The organism is Breznakiella homolactica, assembly GCF_016616095.2.
GTDB classification, from domain to species: Bacteria; Spirochaetota; Spirochaetia; order Treponematales; family Breznakiellaceae; genus Breznakiella; species Breznakiella homolactica.
Map to the genome: position 1 here is coordinate 3,772,808 of NZ_CP067089.2, position 18,666 is coordinate 3,791,473.

An 18,666-nucleotide genomic window follows, 5' to 3' on the forward strand; every position below is an offset into this window, starting at 1 on the left:
TTAGGTTGAGGATTCGTGCCAGACCAGCAGTCTGTTCTGCAGCGCCTTCATGCCCGCGTCGAGGCCCCAGCTGAGGAGGCTGATAACCAGAATCGTGGCAAGAACCAGGGGAATATCGTACATCTCGTTCCCCGTCATAAGCAGGAACCCGAGGCCGCTTTTCGCGCCCATCATTTCGCCGATAATGGCGGCGGTCACCGAAAGGACCAGGGCGACCCTGAGGCCGGTCATGATGTAGGGCAGGGCGCTCATGAGTTCCACCTTGAAAATACGCTGCATTGGTTTCGCGTGGAGTATCCGCAGCAGGCTGATATAATCCGGCGGCACCGAACGGATCCCCACCATGATGTTGAGCATCAGGGGGAAAAACGTTACCAGGGCTATGAGCACCACCTTGGATGTCAGTCCCAGGCCGAACCACAGGACAAACAGAGGCGCCAGGGATATCTTCGGGGCGGTCTGGAAAACCAGAATAAACGGCGAAAGAACTTTTTCCACCGTGGGCGCCTTGGCAAGGGCGTATCCGGCGATAAGCCCCAGAATAACACCGGACCCGAATCCTATGAGGATTTCAGTCATGGTTGTCGCCAGGTGGCCCCAGATAATCGGGGAAAAGACAATCTGTCCCAGCCTGGCCGCGACAACCTCGGGGGCAGGAAGTACGTGGGGCGGCAGTTTGAAGAGAACCACCGCCCCTTTCCATACCAGAAGCACCGCTGCCAGCACGGCCAGTGCCGGCAGGTTTTTCTTGATATTCATATAAAAGTTAATATGCCTTACTTATTTGAGTACATCAGGAACTACCATGTCCTGAGCCGATACCGTGGACGTGATAATTTCGAACTGCTTCATGATATCCGCTGTTTCCTGCCACCGGGTGACATTGCCGTATCCGAATCCATTTTTCTTTGTGTCATCGCTGGTCCACAGGTACCCGGCGTACACTTCGGAGATGATGTCGGTCATGTAGTCTTCCCGGCCTGCGTAGGTGGGGGTGTGGTTCTTAATGGTGGCGGTAACCGCTTCCCGGGTGTTGTCCTTGCTGGCGGCGATGAATTCCATGCTCTTGTTCAGGGCCCGGACAAACTTCTGTACGGTTTCCCGGTTCTTCTCGAGGTAATCCTTTCCGGTGACCAGAACGTTGCCGAAGGAGGGAAGGAATTCGTCGGAGCGGAATTCCGCCACATCGATACCCTGGTACTGCAGCTCGAAGGTACGGAGCATGGAGAAGCAGATGGCGTCCACCCGTTTGTTTACCAGCGCGGGAACGATAGCTTCGGTTCCGACGATTTCAACGGTAACATCCTTGAGGCTCATGCCGTTCTTTTCCAGAAGAACCTGGAGCTGGACGTAGTTGGAGCTGCCGAAGCTGGTGACGGCGATTTTCTTGCCCTTAAGATCGGCGGGAGTCCTTATGCCGCTGTCCTTGAGGAAGATAGTTGAACCCAGGCCGTGCTGCAGGGTTGAATGGACTACCATCACGGGAATCCCCTGGCTCTTGGCGGTGATGATCGGTTCTCCATTGGGAAAGCCGAATTCAACGTTGCCCACGGAAACGTTCTTCGCGATGTCCGCGGCGTTCCCGAAGAGGTACTCCACTTCAAGGCCTTCTTCCGCAAAGTAGCCCCGGTCAATGGCAGTGAAAATCGGGGTATAATAGGGAACCGCCGAACCTTCAATCTGGATGGTAACCTTTTTCGTTCCCCCGGCACCGGAGTCGGAAGACCCCTTTGCAAAGAGCAGGGTTCCTGCGCACGCGAAAATGAGCAAAGCCGTTAACAGTCTTTTCATGTTCTCCTCCAATGGGACAGTAATATGCATTCCTTAGCGGGCTAGGGAATGTTTCGGAGTATTTGCCGTACTCCGTTTTATTTATACGGGGCGTGCCCCATACAATCACACAATACCCCGGACTTCGCCGATGCTGCCGAGCCCCTGGGATGCGGCCCAGGATTCAAGTCCGTCTGCGATGGCCGGTGCAGCCTTGGGATCCATAAAACTTCCGGTTCCGACCTGGATTACCGCGGCGCCTGCCATGATGAATTCCAGGGCATCCTGCCAGCTGGTTATTCCGCCCATTCCCATGACCGGAATGGTTACGGCCTTCGCGACCTGGTTGACCATGCGCAGGGCAATGGGTCTGATAGCCGGCCCCGAGAGGCCCGCGTAGGTGTTCTCGAAAACCGGCTTCCGTTTGTTAATATCGATGGCCATGGCCAGGAATGTATTGATCAGGGAAATACCGTCGGCCCCTTCTTCTTCGCAGGCCCGCGCTAAGGCTACAATATCCTCGGCGTTGGGGGACAGTTTTACCACCAGGGTATGCCGGCAGACTGAGCGGATTTTCCGAACCACCTCCCGGGCGAATTCGGTTTTGACACCGAAGTTCATGCCCCCTGCTTTTACGTTGGGGCAGGAAATATTTAATTCCAGAATGTCGAACCGTACTTCGTTGAGCAGTTCCGTTCCTTCAATATAATCCTCAATTGAATGGCCGCCGAGGTTGACGATGTTGACGAGGTCCAGGCTGTTAATCCAGTCCAGTTCGTTTTGAATGAAGCCCCTGACCCCGGGGTTTTCCAGCCCCACGCTGTTCATGATGCCGCTGGCGGTTTCCCAGATACGGATTCCCTCGTTGCCTGCCCGGGCGCGCAGGGTCAGGCCTTTTGAACTGATGCCGCCCAGTTTTTCCAGATTGAAAATCTCATTGTATTCCCGGCCGAAACCGCAGGTTCCCGAGGCAAGCACCACGGGATTTTTGAAGGGGATTCCGGCAAAATCCGTTTTCAGCAGATCGCTCATAGGCCGAATACCTCCGCCGCGCGGAACACGGGCCCGTCCTTGCAGGCCTTCCGGTTTCCGTGGACCGTTCTGCAGCTGCACACCAGGCAGGCACCGATGCCGCAGGCCATACGGTTTTCCATGGAAACGTAGAGTTTGTCCCCGCATCCGGAAGCACGGCATTTTTCGAAAAGAACCTTCATCATGATCTCCGGTCCGCAGGTGAATACGTAATCGTACCTCGAGGGATCGATCTCATCGGTGATGAAGCCGCCCACATTGACGGTCACCGTATCGGCGGCGGCGGAGAACTGGTCCACCAATACCGCCTCATCGCTGAACCCGAGGTACAGATCAATCCTTGATTCCGGGGAAGCGGCTTTTATCCGCCGGGCAGCCAGATTAAACGGCGCGATACCGACGCCGCCGCCGACCATGGCTATGCTGCCGGAAACTTCCGGAAACGTATTGCCCAGGGGACCCTGGAGGGTAATCTCATCCCCGGGCCTGAGCCGGGAGAAAATTTCCGTTCCCGTTCCCACTGTTTTGTACAGGAACGAAACCTTATCCGGCCCCGCGTCAAAGGCGCTTATGGGGCGGGACAGTATTGGATATTCTTTCCAGGCGCGGAGCATATAGAACTGCCCCATTCCGGTGGTATTGGGGAAGGCTGTTTCCATCAGATAGAAATCCCGGGACAGCCGCTGATTGGACAGTATTTCAGCCATGGGGCCGCTCCTCCGTATCTTTGTACACAATGTTTCCGCCGCAGATCGTGTATTTTACTTTTCCCGACAGGGACTGACCGATAAAGGGTGAATTGGCGGACCGGGAAGAAAAATCCGAGACCGTCCAGCATTCCTTGTCGTCGAAAATCGTAATATCCGCCGGGGCTCCCTCCGCGAGGTATCCCGCGTCAAAGCCGTACAGCCGTGCCGGTGCCAGGGTCATTTTTTCGATTAAATCCGGAAGGCTCAGGTGGCCTTTCCGTACAAGATTGGTGATACCCAGGGCCAATGCCGTTTCCAGACCGGTCATGCCGCTGGGAGCTTCCGCTATGGGTTTCGCTTTTTCTTCGCTGCTGTGGGGTGCGTGGTCCGTGGCAATCATGTCGATGGTTCCGTCCTTGAGCCCGGATATGAGGGCGTACCGGTCCCGTTCTGTCCGGAGCGGCGGGTTGAGCTTGGCCAGGCTCCCCTGGCTGATGACCGCTTCTTCGGTAAGGGAAAAATGCTGGGGAGTTACCTCCGCGGTGATCTGCGCTCCAAGCTGTTTCGCCAGCCTGACCGCGGCCACTGATTCGGCGCAGCTCAGGTGCTGGAAATGGGCCTTGGCCCCGGTATCCAGGGCCAGCATACAGTCCCGGGCGACCATGCTGCTTTCGGATACCGCCGGGGCTCCCGCAAATCCGAAGGAAGCCGAAACCTCCCCGTCGTTTATGCCGGCGGTGCCGATGAGCGCCGGATCTTCCTCATGGAGGCTGATGGGCACGTCCAGGGCCTTAACCGCGGCCATGGCCCGGCGTACAAAGGCGCTGTCCCGCAGGGGAATCCCGTCGTCGCTGAATCCCACGGCGCCCAGCTTTTTCAGTTCCGTCATGTCCGAGAGGGTCTCCCCTTTGAACCCGAGGCTTACCGCGGCCACCGTACGGACATGGATTTTTGCGGCCGCGGCTTTTTCCAGGATATACCGCAGAGTTTCGGCGTTGTCGGCAATGGGGTTTGTGTTTGCCATGCAGACCACCGTGGTGAATCCGCCCCGGGCCGCCGCCGCCGCCCCGCTTTCAATATCTTCTTTATAGGTAAATCCGGGATCCCGGAAATGGACGTGCACATCCACCAGTCCGGGAACGATAATTTTACCCCGGGCGTCGATAACGGTTTCGTATTCGTCGCTGACGCGGAATTTGCCAATGTATTTGATGCGGCCGTCCTCCAGAACCAGATCCCGGATTTCATCGGTGCCTGTTTTGGGGTCGATCATTCTGCCGCCTGCGATCAGAATCATGTATTCTTAAACTCCTCGGCAAGGTACGTGTACAGGACCATGGCACCTTCGCAGATGCTGTCCATGTTGGTGAATTCATTTTTATTATGGCTGACCCCGTCTCTGCAAGGGATAAACAGGAGCGCGGTGTCACAAATTTCGGCGAACTGCATGGCATCGTGCCCGGCGCCGCTCACCATCCGCCGGTGGCTTATCCCAAGGCCGTGGACTACCTTTGCCAGTTTATCCTGAATACCCTGGTCCATGGCAACCGGTTTGGTGTCGGAAATCCGTTCCTTGATAAAACTCGTACCCCGGCGGCGGCTGATGGATTTTCCCGCCTGTTTGATCCGGTTCTCGATCTCGTCGAGGCTGGCGGTCTCTATGCCCCGGGTATCTACCTGGAGCCGGACTTCTCCGGGAATAACATTAAGGACGTTGGGTATGTTGTTTACCACCGCCACGGTGGCAACGGAATTCCGGACCGATTCGGCGAGGCCGATTTTCTCGATCTCCAGGATCAGTTCCGCCGCCGCGCAGAGCGCGTCCCGCCGCATAACCATGGGGGTCGCTCCGGAATGTTCCGCCAGTCCCTGGATGTACAGGTTGAACCGCCGGGGGCCGGCTATGGTGGAGACGATGCCGATCCGCTGGCTGTATTCCTGCAGAACCCGTCCCTGTTCAATATGAAGCTCCAGGTATTGTTTTACCCCGGTGATTTTATCCGGCATGGGGCTGTAACCCCGTTCCGCAAAAATTTCCCCCAGGGTCCGGCCGTCCCTGCCGGTCAGGCTGAACAATTCCTTTCCCGCCCGCCCGCCGGTTACGAGGCTGCTTCCGATGGTGCTGACCCCGAAGTTGCTGGATTCTTCGCACCGGAACGCCGCGGTCCGGATAGGAATATTCATACCCTTCTGTTTCGCCCAGCGCATCACCAGGAGCCCCGCGAGAATCCCCGCTACACCGTCGTAACGCCCGCCTTCCACCACCGAATCGAGGTGGGAACCGATAAGGTAATATTCCTCGGACTCCCGGCAGTTTGAGAGAAAGGTGTTTCCTGCCTGGTCGGTAGAGACATCCAACCCCATTTCCTGTCCCAGGGCGGAAAAAACCCCGTGCATGGCGTCTTCCGCTTCGGTATACCCCAGCCTCGTTACGCCGCCCGCGTCGGCGGTGCCGATATCATAGAAACGGTTAAACGCCGATTCAATGTACCGGATATCTTCAACTGAATATACCATGCCGCCGCTCCAGAATAATTTATAGGAAGCGATCAGTATTGCATGGGTTTAGGTTTCAGTCTTCGTTAAAAAAAACAAAATTTAAGGGTGTTTTTTGTCTGAAATGACAAAAAAGCCTAATTTCTGCCTGATGATATACTGCTTCGGGTGTAGTATACTGTAGGTTCAATGATTACGGTAGACAGGATTCTGAAAATACCAAAACTCAGAAGTATTGAAGTGGTGGCGGGGAAAAGCGGCCTCAGCCGGGAGGTCGGCCACGTCACGGTGATGGAAGTGCCGGATATCGTCCGCTGGCTCAAGGGGCATGATTTTCTCATTACCAGCCTCTATGCGGTAAAGGATGATATCGGAGCCCAGTGCTCGCTGCTTAAGGATATGGCCTACGCGTCCTGCGCCTGCATGGCGGTCAAGACCGGACAGTACGTAAAGGAACTCTCCCCCGAATTGATGGCCGTCGCCGATGAGCACAGCATTCCGCTGCTCCATATCCCCTACGATCTGTCGTATATCGATATTATCGTAACCACCATGCATTATATCGTGGGAGAACAAAACCCCCGGCTCCTCCTGGAACGGTATATCAAGGATATTATTTTTGAAGCGTATACTGAACCGGAGCTCATGATAGAGCGGGGCAGCCTTCTCGGCCTGGGGGTCGGCAAAAACCAGTACCTGGCCATGACGCTCCAGTTTTCCGAGACCGACACGCCCAGTGAGCAGCATCTGCAGCTGCTGTGGCGCACCGGTACCGCGGTGGCCCAGTTCGCTTCCACCCAGCCGGGACTCAGCCAGTGCATCGCGGTAAATACCGGGAATTTCAGCTCGGTAATCCTGGAAGCCGCGGACAGTACGGCTATTATGGATTCCCTTCCGGCGGTGGAGAAGGAAGCGTCCGCCCTGCTGCGGTATTCCTTTCCCAAGCGTCCGGTCTATATCGGCTACGGAAACGCCGAAAGCGGTTTAGCCGGAATCAGGAATACCTATTATAACGCCCTGTACGCGTCCCGGGCGGGCCAGATATTTTTCCCCGAAAGAACCGTACACCATTTCCGGGATATTGAATTTCACTATGTGATGGCGGAGATTATCGCCGAGAGCAAAACCAGTCTTTTCGATAAAATACTGGACGGTATCGACAGCAGGGAAATCCTCGATACTTTAATTGTGTATTTTGAATGCAATAAAAATATTGATGAAACCGCCGCCCGACTTTACGCCCATAAAAACACGATTAAGTACCGCCTCCAGCGGGTTCATGAGCTGACGGGGCTGGATGTCAAGGACTTCAACGACAGCATAAAGCTGTACATGGCGGTTATCGCCTACAAGATCCGCCGGCACGCGAAAAAAAGCGGCACCCCGCCGCTTTAAGCACCCCTGTAATGACAGGATATCCGCAGTACACAAAACATCGGCGCGAAGCATGGGCCATATCGGTAACGCGGGGTGTCAGATGAAAGAAACACCACTGTGTGGTATTTCTTTCATCTGACAGGACCCCACGAAACGTATTTCCGTGCTTCTGTGCCGGATAATGCGAATGCTGCGGATATCCTGTATCCCTACACTGCCTTTACCAGGGTTTTTTCCTTTTTTGAGGGAATTTCAGGTTCATCCTTCACGAATTCACCGTTACCGTATTCTTCATAGGCCTTCCGCAGTTCCCACTGTTTGTTCATTACCACCGGCCCGTACCAGGCAACCGGTTCGCCGATGGGCTTGCCGCTGATAAGCAGGAACTGGACCCATTCATCATTGGAAGTAATGAGAATATCATTCCCGGAATTGTCGTACATGACCAGTTTTCCGTCATCGATGAGGCAGTCCTTGTCTTCAAAATCCATGTACCCCCTGCCGATTTCACTGAAGGCGAAAGGGTCCGTATGCTTATCGAAATAGGCACTCCCTTTTACCACAAAGGCAATTACCGTGTGGTCCGTGGCGGCGGGATAAATAAAAGGCGTGTGGGGCGGAATTATTATGTCAAGGAATTTCAGGTCAATATGGTCGTTCTGGACCGGTCCGAGAAGGCCATTGTAATTGCCGGAAATCATGCGGGCGGTGATCTTGCTATCGATCGCCACTTCCGGAATGGTGCTGGCCTTGAAATTCTGGTAAACAGGTTTTTCCCATTTACTGCCCGCGGGTGTATTGATCCAGAGCTGGAACCCGCTGACCTGCCCCTTGGAATCTCCCAGAGGGGTTTCCTGGTGGATGATTCCGCTTCCGGCATTGACCTGCTGGACGCCCCCGGCTTTTACCACCATCCGGTTTCCCAGGGAATCCTGGGATTCAAAGGCACCGGCGTGCATGTAGGTAATACATTCAAATCCGCGGTGGGGATGCCATGGGAATCCCTGTTCATACCAATCCGGATCATTTAAATGGAAATAGTCAAGCATGAGGAAGGGATCGGTATCCTTTGGGTTCTGAAAACCGAAGGCCCGTTTCAAGTATACCCGCCCTCCCTCAATCGTGGGTATACTAGACAGAACTTTTTTTACGCGACGATACTTCATATGATGCTCCTGTTTTTAAATACGCAGGGACAAATCATATATAGTAGAAAATTAATTATGCAGAATGTCCCTTCTTTATTGTACGGTCATAATACCATCTTGTTAATATTTTTTAATAATTGGAGTTATTCTCTATTACTTTTGTCAGAAAATACCCCTCAAAAATGGTGATAATTGTGATATTTGTGTTTTTTAAGGATGCTGAAGTTTGGTCCGGCCCGTGGTGGGATCTTACTCCCTTCCGATGTCTTTCCGGTAGGCCATACCGTCAAAACTGACCGCTTCCAGGGCCTCATAGGCTTTGCGCCGCGCGTCATCACCGCCGGTTCCTATAGCGGAAACCGCGAGTACCCTGCCGCCGGATGTGTACAGGCCTGTACCGCCTTTCGGATCATCAGCCAGGGACGCCCCGGCAATAAAAATCTTTGCACCGGTCCCGCGGACCTTTGCTTCATCAACGGAAATACGGTCGCCCCGCCGGTATGCACCGGGATACCCGCCGGCGACCGCCACGGGGGCGCATACGGCGCCGGGCTTCCAAACCAGGGGAAAATCCGAAAGAGAACCGTCGAGTATTGCCCGGCACAGCCCAAAAAAATCGGCATCCATCAGGGGCAGAACCGCCTGGGTTTCGGGATCCCCCAGACGCACATTGTATTCCAGCAGCGAACAGCGGTCTTCCTTCACCATGAGTCCGAAAAAAATGAATCCCCGGTAATCCATGCCTTCCGCTTCCATTCCCCGCAGGGTAGGCTCAAGGACAGCTGTCCGGAAATCCCGCAGTGCCGATTCGGTAAAGTCCGGTACCGGCGCGATGGATCCCATGCCTCCCGTATTGGGGCCCTGGGCTCCGTCGAAACGGCGTTTGTGGTCCCGGGCGGAAACAAAGGGCAGGATAACCCCGCTTTTTCCGGGGCTAACACTGACCGCCGCCAGGATAGAAACTTCCCTGCCTTCCAGGAATTCCTCCAGCACCACCGCTGCTCCGGCGTCGCCGAGGGTTTTTTCCCGCATAAACGCGGTCAGGGCTTCCTCTGTTTCCTCCAGCGTAACGGCTATGACCACGCCTTTTCCCGCGGCCAGGCCGTCGGCCTTTACCACCAGCGGCGCGGCGCCGCTTCGGGAAAAATGTTCCCGGGCCAGGCTGAGGGCTTTCCCCAAATCGCCGGTGGTTTCGCTTTTTGCGGCCCGTACACCGTGGGTTTCCATAAATGATTTTGAAAACGCCTTGCTCGCCTCAAGTTCCGCGGCTTTTTTATCCGGCCCCACTATGGAAAGACCCGCCGCCCTGAAGGCGTCAACGATTCCCTCCGCCAGGGGCGCTTCCGGTCCCACAACGGTAAAGGCGATCCCCCGGTCCCGGGCTAACTTGAGAAGAAAGGTCAAACCTTCTCCCGCGGCGGGGTCACCTCCGGGGATCGGGATATTTTCGCATTTTGCTTCCGCGGCGGTTCCGCCGTTGCCCGGGGCAGCATATACGGTGTCCACATCCGGCGACTGGGCCAGTTTCCAGCAGATTGCGTGTTCCCGTCCCCCGGAACCTATAACCAGGACCTTCATGGTAATCTCCTTTCAGCGTCTTACCGGATTAATGTTTAAAATGCCTGGTGCCGGTAAAGACCATGGCAATGCCCAGCCGGTCGCAGGCTTCGATGGAGAGCTTGTCATTCATTGAGCCGCCGGGCTGGATGATGGCTTTGATACCCGCGGCAGCGGCGGCTTCCACCACATCGGGGAACGGAAAGAAGGCGTCAGAGGCCAGTACCCGCGGGGGGCTTCCGTCGCCGCTGCCGTTTTCTTTTGCCGCCGCAATGACCCCGGCGCTCCGGCCAAGGGCCTGTTCGGCCGCCCAGATCCGGTTCGTCTGGCCGCCGCCGATGCCCACCGCGGCGCTTTCCTTAACCACCACAATGGCGTTTGATTTTACGAATCCCACGGTACGTATGCCGAAGACCATGTCCGGAATATCCCTTTCTTCCGGGGCCGTCCTGGTAACGACTTCCCATTTTTCCAGAAGTGTTCTGTCGGCGGACTGGACCAGCAGCCCTCCGTCCACGGCGATGCATTCAAAGGAATCCTTCGGCGCGGCGGCGGCTTTCATGAGCCGGATGTTTTTCTTTTTTTTGAGTATTTCCAGGGCTCCGGGGGTAAAATCCGGGGCGGCAATTATTTCCAGGAATATTTCCGCCATTTTTTCCGCTGCCGCCTCATCTACCGGGGTATTGCACGCTACGATACCGCCGTAGATGGAAACAGGGTCGCAGATATATGTTTTATCGTAGGCTTCGGAGAGGTTTTTGCCCAGGGCAATGCCGCAGGGAGTATTGTGTTTTACCGCAACGCAGCACACCGGTACGTCCCGCGGAGTTTCCATTCCCGGAACCAGCGCAAGCTCTCCGGTGCCCATGGGAAGGGTGCCGTCCGCGGGCAGCCCATTGGCGCAGACCGCCTTCCACGCGAGATCCAGATCCCTGATATTGTTGTAGCTCAATTCCTTGCCGTGGAGCTGTTCCATGGCAGGCAGCGCCCCGGGTTTATCGGTACTGAAGTACAGCGCCGCTTCCTGGTGGCTGTTTTCACCGTACCGCAGAGTCTGGGATTTTTTCAGGGACATGGGCCAGTACTCGGGGAAGGATTCGTCCAGAAGATACCGGGCAATGGCCGCGTCGTAGGCCGATGTGAGGTCAAAGACCTTTCCCGCCAGTCGTTTTTTGAATTCCGGAGGAACGGTCCCGGTTTTGACAGCAACCAGGGCATCGGCGTAATCCCCGGGGTCCGTGAGGACAATCACATCCCGATAGTTTTTAGCCGCGGACCGGAGCATGGTCGGTCCGCCGATGTCGATAAATTCCACGGTTTCTTCTATTGAAAGACCCGCCTGCACCTTTTCAAAAAATGGGTATAAATTCACGCATACCAGGTCGATGGCTGAAAGGTTCAGGCCTTCCAGGGTTTCCATGTGCTTCGCGTCGTCCCTCCGGGCGAGCAGGCCCGCGTGGATCGCCGGATGCAGGGTTTTTACCCGGCCGTCGAGGCATTCCGGAAAACCAGTGACCGAAGACACATCGGTTACGGCAATGCCGTTTTCCTGGAGGTACCGGGCTGTTCCGCCGGTGGAAAGAATTTCCCATCCCGATCCGGCAAGGCCGGATGCCAGATCAAGGATTCCGTCTTTGTAAAAAACACTGATAAGGGCCCTTCGTTTCATAACCGTTCCTGGTAATAATATTGTGTGCCGGTTCCCGCAGGTTCCGGTGTGGGGTTTCAATTTTCGAAAACTTTTTCCGTCCCGGAGGCCAGGCGTTCCGCCATAAGCGCCGCGGCTTCTACGATGGCGGTATGTTCTTCCCGGTGGATTCTCTCCGCCAGGCTGTCCGGGGTATCCCCGGGCAAAACCGGGACCCGCCGCCGGAGCAGCGCCGGGCCGGTGTCGGTTCCTTCATCAACAATATGCACGGTACAGCCCGATTCGGTTTCCCCGGAATCGAGTACCGCCCTGTGGACCCGGTCCCCGTACATTCCCGGTCCGCCGAATTTCGGGAGCAGGGAAGGGTGAATATTGATTATCCGGCCCGCGTAGGCATGGATCAGTTCCCCTTCAAGAATGGAAAGAAAGCCCGCGAGGATAATCAATACCGCGTCCGTTTCCCGGGCTCTTTTCAGAATACGGTCCGAGAGATCCCGCCGCCGCTGTTCCCGGGGTAATGACGTATCGGGAAGCTCGGTAAAACAGGGAATGTTTTCCGCGGCGGCCCTGGTCAGGGCAAAGGCTCCGGCCCGGTCCGATACGACCCCCCGGATAACCCCGCCGCCGAGGCGGTTTTCTTTTTCCGCGTCCAGCAGCGCCTGGAGATTGGTTCCGTTTCCGGAAACAAGTACCAGGATAGGGATCGCGGAACCGCCGCTCTTATTCAAAGCGTACGCCCCCTGTTTTTCCGGCGGCTTCCGCAACCCTGCCGATCTCCCAGGCGGGATATCCCTGGGAATCGAGGATCTCAATGGCCCCGGGAATATCCCCGGGAGCGATGGCGAGGACAAAACCAATTCCCATATTAAACGTATTGAACATACGCTGCCTGAGGCCGCCGTCGTTTTTCAGCATTTCCGCGCCTCTGCGCTGGGCTTCGTCTCCCCGCAGCCGCGCGGCGGCGCTGCCCTGTTCCGCGTCCCCGGCGCCATAGGCGATCCGCGCGAAAATAGGCGGGATGGTCCAGCTGCCGTTCCGGATCATCGCGTCCATGGGTGAGGCAAACATCCGGGGAATGTTCTCGTAAAATCCGCCGCCGGTAATATGGGCCATGCCGCGGATATTCACCGTTTCCATAAGCCTGAGCACCGGTTTTACGTACAGCCGGGTCGGTTCCAGGAGGGCCATCCCTATGGGCATCCCCCCGAAGTCTTCATCGAGGTCGGGCAGCACCTTCCGTATCAGGCTGAACCCGTTGGAGTGGGGGCCCGAGGACGCGATCCCCAGGAGGGCATCCCCCGGCCGGATGCCGCTGCCGTCGATTATATCCTTGCGGTCAACGATACCCACGGCAAAGCCGGCGATATCGTATTTACCTTCATCGTAAAACCCGGGCATCTCGGCGGTTTCACCGCCCAAAAGTGCCGTGCCTGTTTCCGCGCAGCCCCGGGCCACACCCTTCACGAGGTCCGCGGCAATTCCCGCGTCGAGTTTTCCGCAGGCCAGGTAGTCAAGGAAAAAAAGCGGCTTCGCCCCGTGACAGAGAATGTCGTTTACGCACATGGCGACACAGTCTATGCCGACGGTATCGTATTTTTTCATTCTGAACGCGACGTCCAGCTTGGTGCCGACGCCGTCGGTTCCCGATACGAGGACGGGATCCTCCATGGGGGCGCCGCCGGAACCAATTCCGGAATCGATCAGTTCCTTAAGGGAATACATCCCCGCGAAGCTGCCGAGCCCTCCCAGGACCGCCCGGTTCCGGGTGGCCGCGGCCAGATCCCGGTATTTTTCAACGGCCCGGTACCCTTCCTCTATATTGACTCCGGCGTCTTTATAATCCATCGCTCATTCCTTCCCGGTCCTCCCCGGGAACCGGCATGGGGTATTCCCCGGTGAAGCAGCCTAAGCAGTAACCGCCCATACCGTCCAGGGCTTCCAGGAGCCCCTCCACACTGATAAACGCCAGGCTGTCCGCTCCGATGGCTTCACACAGTTCACTGACGCTGTTGCCGTTGCTGATGAGATCCTTCCGGTGGGGAGTATCAATGCCGAAGTAGCAGGGGCAGCGGACCGGGGGGGAGCAGACCCGGATATGTACTTCCCGGGCGCCGGCTTTGCGGAGAATCGCCACCAGCCGGCGGCTGGTGGTTCCCCGGACGATGGAATCGTCGATGACCACAACCCGTTTGCCCTTGATCTCGCTGTGTATGACATTGTGTTTCACCGATACTGCCCGCTCCCGCAGGCTCTGGTCCGGGGCGATAAAGGTCCTTCCCACGTATTTGCTTTTCACAATACCGAGCCCGTAGGGTGTTCCCGTGGCCCTGCCGTAGCCGATGGCGGCGGGGACTCCGGAATCCGGAACCCCTATGACGAGATCGGCGGCAACCGCCGATTCCCGGCCAAGGATTTCTCCCGCCCGTATTCTCGATTCATACACATCGACCCCGTCGATAACACTGTCCGGACGGGCAAAATACACATACTCAAAGGAACATACCGCCCGCCGGGTTTTTTCGCTGAAGGAAAACGACAGGACCTGTTCCTTGGTGATGATCACCACTTCCCCGGGTTCCACATCCCGGACAAATTCCCCGCCCACCGCGTCGATGGCGCAGGATTCGGAAGCCAGGATCCAGCCGTCTTCGGTTTTGCCGAGGCACAGCGGCCTGATCCCGTTGGGATCCCGGGCGCCGACCAGGGCGTTGTCGGTAAGCACCACCAGGGCGTAGGAGCCTTTGATAAACTGAATGGTATCCGTCAGGGCCTTTTCCAGGCCCTTCCGGTAATTTTTCGCGATGAGATTGACGATGACTTCACTGTCGCTGGATGAGATAAACCCCACGCCGGCGTCTTCCAGGAGCTCCCGGACCACGTCGGCATTGGTGAGGGTTCCGTTGTGGGCCACCGCGATGGAACCCAGCTTGAACCGGCTCACAAAGGGCTGGGCGTTTTCTATAGAGCTCGATCCTGCGGTGGAATACCGGACGTGGCCCACCGCCCCGTAGCCCTTTAACTGGCCGAGAACATCGGGGGTAAAAAACTCACCCACCAGGCCCATGCCCTTGCGGGAATCCATGGCTTCACCGTTTATGGCCGCGATTCCGGCGCTTTCCTGGCCCCGGTGCTGGAGTGAAAAAAGTCCGTAGTATACCAGGGGAACCACATCCCGCTGTGTATTCTGGCTGAAAATACCGAACACCCCGCATTCTTCGTAGAGCTTGTCGTCTCCGTCACCGGGGATGGGGCCCATATTGTTTCCGTTTACCAACTTCACACACTCCATTCATGCCGGGAATCCCCGGCCGCTGGCTCAGCTGTCGATCCGGTTAAGGATTTCGACGTACGCTTCCCTGACATTTCCCAAGTCCCGGCGGAACCGGTCCTTGTCGAGTTTTTCATTTGTCTCCGCGTCCCAGAACCGGCAGGTATCCGGGGATATCTCATCCGCCAGCACCAGTTCCCCGGCGCCGGTTCTGCCGAATTCAAGTTTGAAATCGATAAGCCTGATTCCCCGCTTGAGGAAAAAGGCGCTCAGCACTTCGTTGACCTTTGCGGCGTACCCGAAGATCTGGTCCACTTCCTCAAAGGTCGACGCCCCGATGGCCACCGCGTGGTGGGTGTTGATCAGGGGATCTCCCAGGGAATCATCCTTGTAGGACAGCTCAAAAACCGTGGTCTTCAGTTCGCTGCCCTCCGCGAGGCCGAGGCGTTTTGCCATGGACCCGGCGGCGACATTGCGGACGATCACTTCCAGCGGGATGATCCGCACCTTCCGGCATACCATATCCCGGTCCGAAATCCGGCTGATAAAATGGGTGGGCACGCCGTTTTCTTCCAAGAGTTTGAATATTTCAGCGGCGATCTTGTTGTTCAGAATCCCCTTGTCCTCAATGGCGCCTTTTTTCTCACCGTTGAACGCCGTGGCGTCGTCCTTGTAGTGGATAATGACGAGATCATTGTCATTGGTGGAAAAAACCTTTTTGGCCTTGCCTTCGTACAGTTCATCCCCCCGGACGAGATCCGGAGAACCTTTCGCGTCGGTCATAACTCAACTCCTTGGCCTTGTTCCCGGGCAAAATCGGCTTTCATCCGGTCCCGGAAGGCAATTATCTTCTCCCGCAGGGGTTCATATTTGAGGGCAAGCATCTGGCAGGCTAAATACGCCGCGTTTGCCGCGTTATCCACCCCAACCGTGGCAACGGGGATGGGTTTGGGCATCTGCACTATGGAAAGCAGGGCATCCATACCGCCCAGTCCGCCGCTGCTCACGGGCACGCCGATTACCGGGAGGATGGTCATGCTGGCGATAACCCCCGGAAGGTGGGCCGCCAGGCCCGCGCCGGCGATTATCACTTCGGTTCCGTCCTTTTCGAGGGTTTCGATGGTTTCCCTGAGCAGTTCCGGCACCCGGTGGGCGGACAGAATATGGGCAGAATAGGATACGCCGAATTCCCTGAACACATCGGCGGCTTTTTTCATGACTGGTGAATCTGATTTTGAACCGAAGATAATTGCGGCTTTCACGGACTGGGGCCTCCAGAATATAGATAGCATGGCCGCTGCAGGCCATACCGAAGACATCTGCCCCGGCCCCTAAAGCAAAGTGCGAACGATTTCTGTTAGCCCATAGTCGGGATGTTTTGGAAGGTTTTCCATGATTCCTGGAACAATGCCTTCCCTGGCTACCCGGTAGAAACGCCCCGACCGTATTACGGGACATATATGGACCGATGGCGTAATTGTCACCCCTAAAATACCATGGAACCGGTATGAGTACAAGGGGGAGCACCGGACTGTTTATACAGCAAGCACACAGGTATAACCGTGTCTGCGGGTCCTGTCGTACAGCAAAGGGGCTGGCTCCTCGTCGGCCTTCGGCCTCGGAAGTCGCTCAGCCCCTTTGCTGTACGACACCCGGCGTCACCATTGCGGCCGTGTACTTGCTGCCTTTACCTGCGCGGAATAGCCGGTTCAGGAGGGCTGCTCCCCCTCACTCCAGCCTTGCCGCACTGTCTCTGGAGTTTTGCTCCGCAAAACTCCTAAAAGACTTGCCGCCGCTAGCGGCAAGTCTTACGCTGCCCCCACTTCTGGTTCCTGGGTGCGGAGACGCTTGTTCCGTATGGGTAATTTCAAGGCTGTCTTTTTATCTTGGCCGCGGATGATTCACCGTGTCTTTTGGCTGGATAATCAAACCCGCAACGGCTATATTTCTTCCATAAGAATATGCCGCATTTATTCGGCGCAAGTTGTCCGTGTAGTCGGCATATAGAGTATTATATCTTTTCGTGTATATAGTAGGTTATAAGACGATGAATGGAAAAAATATTAAAATAATAAGTAATTCTATTTATTGCAATGCGCCAAATTGGTTAAACATTTCTAATAACAAAGAATATATTATATTGAGCAAATCAACAACAAAACAGGAAATAGATTTATTTTTATTCAGTTTATTTGTTTATAATAACATTTCATTTACTGATAACCCAAAAAAAAGTTTTCAGAACCTAATAAATGGATTTGACAAAGAAGAAGTTGTTTTAGGCGGCGGTTTAATGTTTTGTAATAATGACGTGGAAATTTTACCAAGTTGCTGTTGCGGATTGGAGCAATGGCAAGAAGTAATAGCTGATATTTCTCATAGGAAAACGGTATGGTTGGGGCATGATCCTTTTCCAACCATTGAATATAAAGATAATTCTATTATTGTCTGGTCTGATGATTGCTTAGGGATATTTGGCTCAGCGAAATCAAAAAGTGATTTACAAAGTATTGAGTTTACAAATGGTGAAGTAATTAGTTCTCTTGCTCAGCTAGAAATCGATGTGAGTGAGTTTATTACAATACCGTTGTACGGCAGGGTAAAAGAAATAGGCAGTCATGTCTCTGAGGCATTGATGGCCGCTTTAATGAAATGGTTTGGTACCAGCGAATAAGTATGAAAGAATACCAACCCGCCGTTTATGCTGAGTGCTTCGCAGGGGGTTTTACTTCGCCTGACAAACGCTATGTGAAATGCTGTACTCGAATGTTAAGAGAAGAAACATGAAAAAATTAAAATGTATAATAGAAACTGTTCTTGATAAGATTTCCGATATTCTTTTGCCTCTGTTTGTTATTGGAATGTTTGTTCTTGTGTTTTATGAGATGCTGCCGAAAGAAGAAACACTTGGTCAAACAGTAATTTTGCTATTACATAATATTAAAAAGAATATCATACTATTAATCAGCAGTATTATTTTAGGAACTTTTTTTGCTTTATTACTCATAAAAATTAAAAGAAATAAAAATAATATATTTTTTCCCAAAATGGATGTGCTATATATTTTTCTTGCTTTCACTATATTAATGATACTGATACTTATTCGTTCAAACCATCCGGCTACCCTTTTGATTCCATTTGTTTTTCTGCTACTAATAATACAGGGGATGGCTGAATATTATAAAATTGATGGTGAAATGTTATATGTGAAAAGAGGAATAGGAAACAAGCCGGAAGTAATAAATATTAAAGATATTTCATCAATAGGACTTTTGACTGATAAGTCCGGTGAAGGAAGTGAAACGTTTATCGTCATTTATCTATATAATAATCAAAATAATAATCAAATGCTAAAACTTCGTGAAAATATTGAGAATCGAAATCTTTTTATTAGAAAATTATTAGAAATAAACAAAAATATTTCCATACCTGTTTATGATACAGTAAATTTTAAAAAAAATGGCGTTACTTTAGGAAAATATATTTATGATGATCTGCTTAATGGTAGAGGGAAGAAAATTCTTGAAAAAATATTACTTGCATCAGTTTTAATAGCGATTTTCTCAATTGATTTCTATATCTTACTAAGAATGATAACAAATAAGTAGCATTTCGCAAAACAACGTGTATCAGCTGCGGGCCTCCCGTTGGTCGGCTCCTCGGGGTTCGCTGCACCTAACA

17 protein-coding genes and 1 riboswitch are annotated in these 18,666 nt (G+C 54.1%); of the genes, 3 read left to right on the forward strand and 14 right to left on the reverse strand.

The window, feature by feature from the left end:
* From JFL75_RS16980 to JFL75_RS17005, 6 genes are all read right to left on the reverse strand, one after another.
* Window positions 1–759, reverse strand: coding sequence for an ABC transporter permease (locus JFL75_RS16980; protein ID WP_215627863.1), 759 nt, complete (start codon window positions 757–759; stop codon window positions 1–3).
* A 21-nt stretch (window positions 760–780) separates the two neighbouring features.
* Window positions 781–1,791 carry an ABC transporter substrate-binding protein gene (locus JFL75_RS16985; protein ID WP_215627864.1) on the reverse strand — a complete coding sequence of 337 codons (1,011 nt, stop codon included), beginning with the start codon at window positions 1,789–1,791 and terminating at the stop codon, window positions 781–783.
* Window positions 1,792–1,896: 105 nt separating this feature from the next.
* Window positions 1,897–2,802 carry a dihydroorotate dehydrogenase gene (locus JFL75_RS16990; protein WP_215627865.1) on the reverse strand — a complete coding sequence of 302 codons (906 nt, stop codon included), beginning with the start codon at window positions 2,800–2,802 and terminating at the stop codon, window positions 1,897–1,899.
* On the reverse strand, window positions 2,799–3,509 hold the full coding sequence (locus tag JFL75_RS16995) for a dihydroorotate dehydrogenase electron transfer subunit (RefSeq protein WP_215627866.1): 711 nt from the start codon (window positions 3,507–3,509) through the stop codon (window positions 2,799–2,801). Before JFL75_RS16995 ends, JFL75_RS16990 begins: the two co-directional genes overlap by 4 nt.
* Complete coding sequence (locus JFL75_RS17000; protein ID WP_215627867.1) at window positions 3,502–4,788, reverse strand: dihydroorotase; 1,287 nt, start codon at window positions 4,786–4,788, stop codon at window positions 3,502–3,504. The genes JFL75_RS16995 and JFL75_RS17000 overlap by 8 nt, the downstream gene beginning before the upstream one ends.
* Complete coding sequence (locus JFL75_RS17005) at window positions 4,785–6,008, reverse strand: hydantoinase/carbamoylase family amidase (protein ID WP_215627868.1); 1,224 nt, start codon at window positions 6,006–6,008, stop codon at window positions 4,785–4,787. The genes JFL75_RS17000 and JFL75_RS17005 overlap by 4 nt, the downstream gene beginning before the upstream one ends.
* A 168-nt stretch (window positions 6,009–6,176) precedes the next feature.
* Between JFL75_RS17005 and JFL75_RS17010 the strand changes: the two genes are divergently transcribed.
* Complete coding sequence (locus JFL75_RS17010) at window positions 6,177–7,382, forward strand: PucR family transcriptional regulator (protein WP_215627869.1); 1,206 nt, start codon at window positions 6,177–6,179, stop codon at window positions 7,380–7,382.
* 191 nt (window positions 7,383–7,573) lie between these two features.
* On the opposite strand, the gene JFL75_RS17015 is transcribed toward JFL75_RS17010, so the two are convergent.
* The 8 genes from JFL75_RS17015 to purE all read right to left on the reverse strand — a co-directional run bounded on the left by JFL75_RS17015 (window position 7,574) and on the right by purE (window position 16,247).
* The gene (locus JFL75_RS17015) at window positions 7,574–8,530 is read right to left on the reverse strand and encodes a pirin family protein (RefSeq protein WP_215627870.1); all 957 of its coding nucleotides are present in this window, start codon (window positions 8,528–8,530) and stop codon (window positions 7,574–7,576) included.
* Between the two features lie 231 nt (window positions 8,531–8,761).
* Window positions 8,762–10,090, reverse strand: coding sequence for a phosphoribosylamine--glycine ligase (gene purD / locus JFL75_RS17020; protein WP_215627871.1), 1,329 nt, complete (start codon window positions 10,088–10,090; stop codon window positions 8,762–8,764).
* Between the two features lie 28 nt (window positions 10,091–10,118).
* A complete protein-coding gene (gene purH, locus JFL75_RS17025; RefSeq protein WP_215627872.1) occupies window positions 10,119–11,738 on the reverse strand; it encodes a bifunctional phosphoribosylaminoimidazolecarboxamide formyltransferase/IMP cyclohydrolase in 1,620 nt (539 codons plus the stop codon).
* A 56-nt stretch (window positions 11,739–11,794) separates the two neighbouring features.
* On the reverse strand, window positions 11,795–12,445 hold the full coding sequence (gene purN, locus JFL75_RS17030) for a phosphoribosylglycinamide formyltransferase (RefSeq protein WP_223292692.1): 651 nt from the start codon (window positions 12,443–12,445) through the stop codon (window positions 11,795–11,797).
* On the reverse strand, window positions 12,438–13,562 hold the full coding sequence (gene purM, locus JFL75_RS17035; protein ID WP_215627873.1) for a phosphoribosylformylglycinamidine cyclo-ligase: 1,125 nt from the start codon (window positions 13,560–13,562) through the stop codon (window positions 12,438–12,440). The genes purN and purM overlap by 8 nt, the downstream gene beginning before the upstream one ends.
* A complete protein-coding gene (gene purF / locus JFL75_RS17040) occupies window positions 13,552–14,973 on the reverse strand; it encodes an amidophosphoribosyltransferase (protein ID WP_215628644.1) in 1,422 nt (473 codons plus the stop codon). Before purF ends, purM begins: the two co-directional genes overlap by 11 nt.
* Before the next feature lie 60 nt (window positions 14,974–15,033).
* Window positions 15,034–15,768, reverse strand: a complete 735-nt coding sequence (gene purC / locus JFL75_RS17045) for a phosphoribosylaminoimidazolesuccinocarboxamide synthase (RefSeq protein WP_215627874.1) — start codon at window positions 15,766–15,768, stop codon at window positions 15,034–15,036.
* Entirely contained in the window at window positions 15,765–16,247 is a 483-nt protein-coding gene (gene purE / locus JFL75_RS17050; protein ID WP_215627875.1) for a 5-(carboxyamino)imidazole ribonucleotide mutase, read from the reverse strand. Before purE ends, purC begins: the two co-directional genes overlap by 4 nt.
* 83 nt (window positions 16,248–16,330) lie before the next feature.
* A riboswitch (purine riboswitch) is annotated at window positions 16,331–16,469 on the reverse strand.
* Window positions 16,470–17,032: 563 nt separating this feature from the next.
* Here purE and JFL75_RS17055 point away from each other — a divergent pair.
* A complete protein-coding gene (locus JFL75_RS17055; protein ID WP_215627876.1) occupies window positions 17,033–17,659 on the forward strand; it encodes a hypothetical protein in 627 nt (208 codons plus the stop codon).
* A 109-nt stretch (window positions 17,660–17,768) separates the two neighbouring features.
* Window positions 17,769–18,593: a hypothetical protein gene (locus JFL75_RS17060; protein ID WP_215627877.1), complete on the forward strand. Its 825-nt coding sequence runs from the start codon at window positions 17,769–17,771 to the stop codon at window positions 18,591–18,593.
* Window positions 18,594–18,666: the final 73 nt, after the last annotated feature.

Excerpts from the sequence above, each read along its gene's own strand:
- JFL75_RS16980 (WP_215627863.1), bottom strand. The coding sequence starts at position 759 with ATGAATATCAAGAAAAACCTGCCGGCACTGGCCGTGCTGGCAGCGGTG.
- JFL75_RS16985 (WP_215627864.1), bottom strand. The coding sequence starts at position 1,791 with ATGAAAAGACTGTTAACGGCTTTGCTCATTTTCGCGTGCGCAGGAACC.
- JFL75_RS16990 (WP_215627865.1), bottom strand. The coding sequence starts at position 2,802 with ATGAGCGATCTGCTGAAAACGGATTTTGCCGGAATCCCCTTCAAAAAT.
- JFL75_RS16995 (WP_215627866.1), bottom strand. The coding sequence starts at position 3,509 with ATGGCTGAAATACTGTCCAATCAGCGGCTGTCCCGGGATTTCTATCTG.
- JFL75_RS17000 (WP_215627867.1), bottom strand. The coding sequence starts at position 4,788 with ATGATTCTGATCGCAGGCGGCAGAATGATCGACCCCAAAACAGGCACC.
- JFL75_RS17005 (WP_215627868.1), bottom strand. The coding sequence starts at position 6,008 with ATGGTATATTCAGTTGAAGATATCCGGTACATTGAATCGGCGTTTAAC.
- JFL75_RS17010 (WP_215627869.1), top strand. The coding sequence starts at position 6,177 with ATGATTACGGTAGACAGGATTCTGAAAATACCAAAACTCAGAAGTATT.
- JFL75_RS17015 (WP_215627870.1), bottom strand. The coding sequence starts at position 8,530 with ATGAAGTATCGTCGCGTAAAAAAAGTTCTGTCTAGTATACCCACGATT.
- purD (WP_215627871.1), bottom strand. The coding sequence starts at position 10,090 with ATGAAGGTCCTGGTTATAGGTTCCGGGGGACGGGAACACGCAATCTGC.
- purH (WP_215627872.1), bottom strand. The coding sequence starts at position 11,738 with ATGAAACGAAGGGCCCTTATCAGTGTTTTTTACAAAGACGGAATCCTT.
- purM (WP_215627873.1), bottom strand. The coding sequence starts at position 13,562 with ATGGATTATAAAGACGCCGGAGTCAATATAGAGGAAGGGTACCGGGCC.
- purF (WP_215628644.1), bottom strand. The coding sequence starts at position 14,973 with ATGGGCCCCATCCCCGGTGACGGAGACGACAAGCTCTACGAAGAATGC.
- purC (WP_215627874.1), bottom strand. The coding sequence starts at position 15,768 with ATGACCGACGCGAAAGGTTCTCCGGATCTCGTCCGGGGGGATGAACTG.
- JFL75_RS17055 (WP_215627876.1), top strand. The coding sequence starts at position 17,033 with ATGAATGGAAAAAATATTAAAATAATAAGTAATTCTATTTATTGCAAT.
- JFL75_RS17060 (WP_215627877.1), top strand. The coding sequence starts at position 17,769 with ATGAAAAAATTAAAATGTATAATAGAAACTGTTCTTGATAAGATTTCC.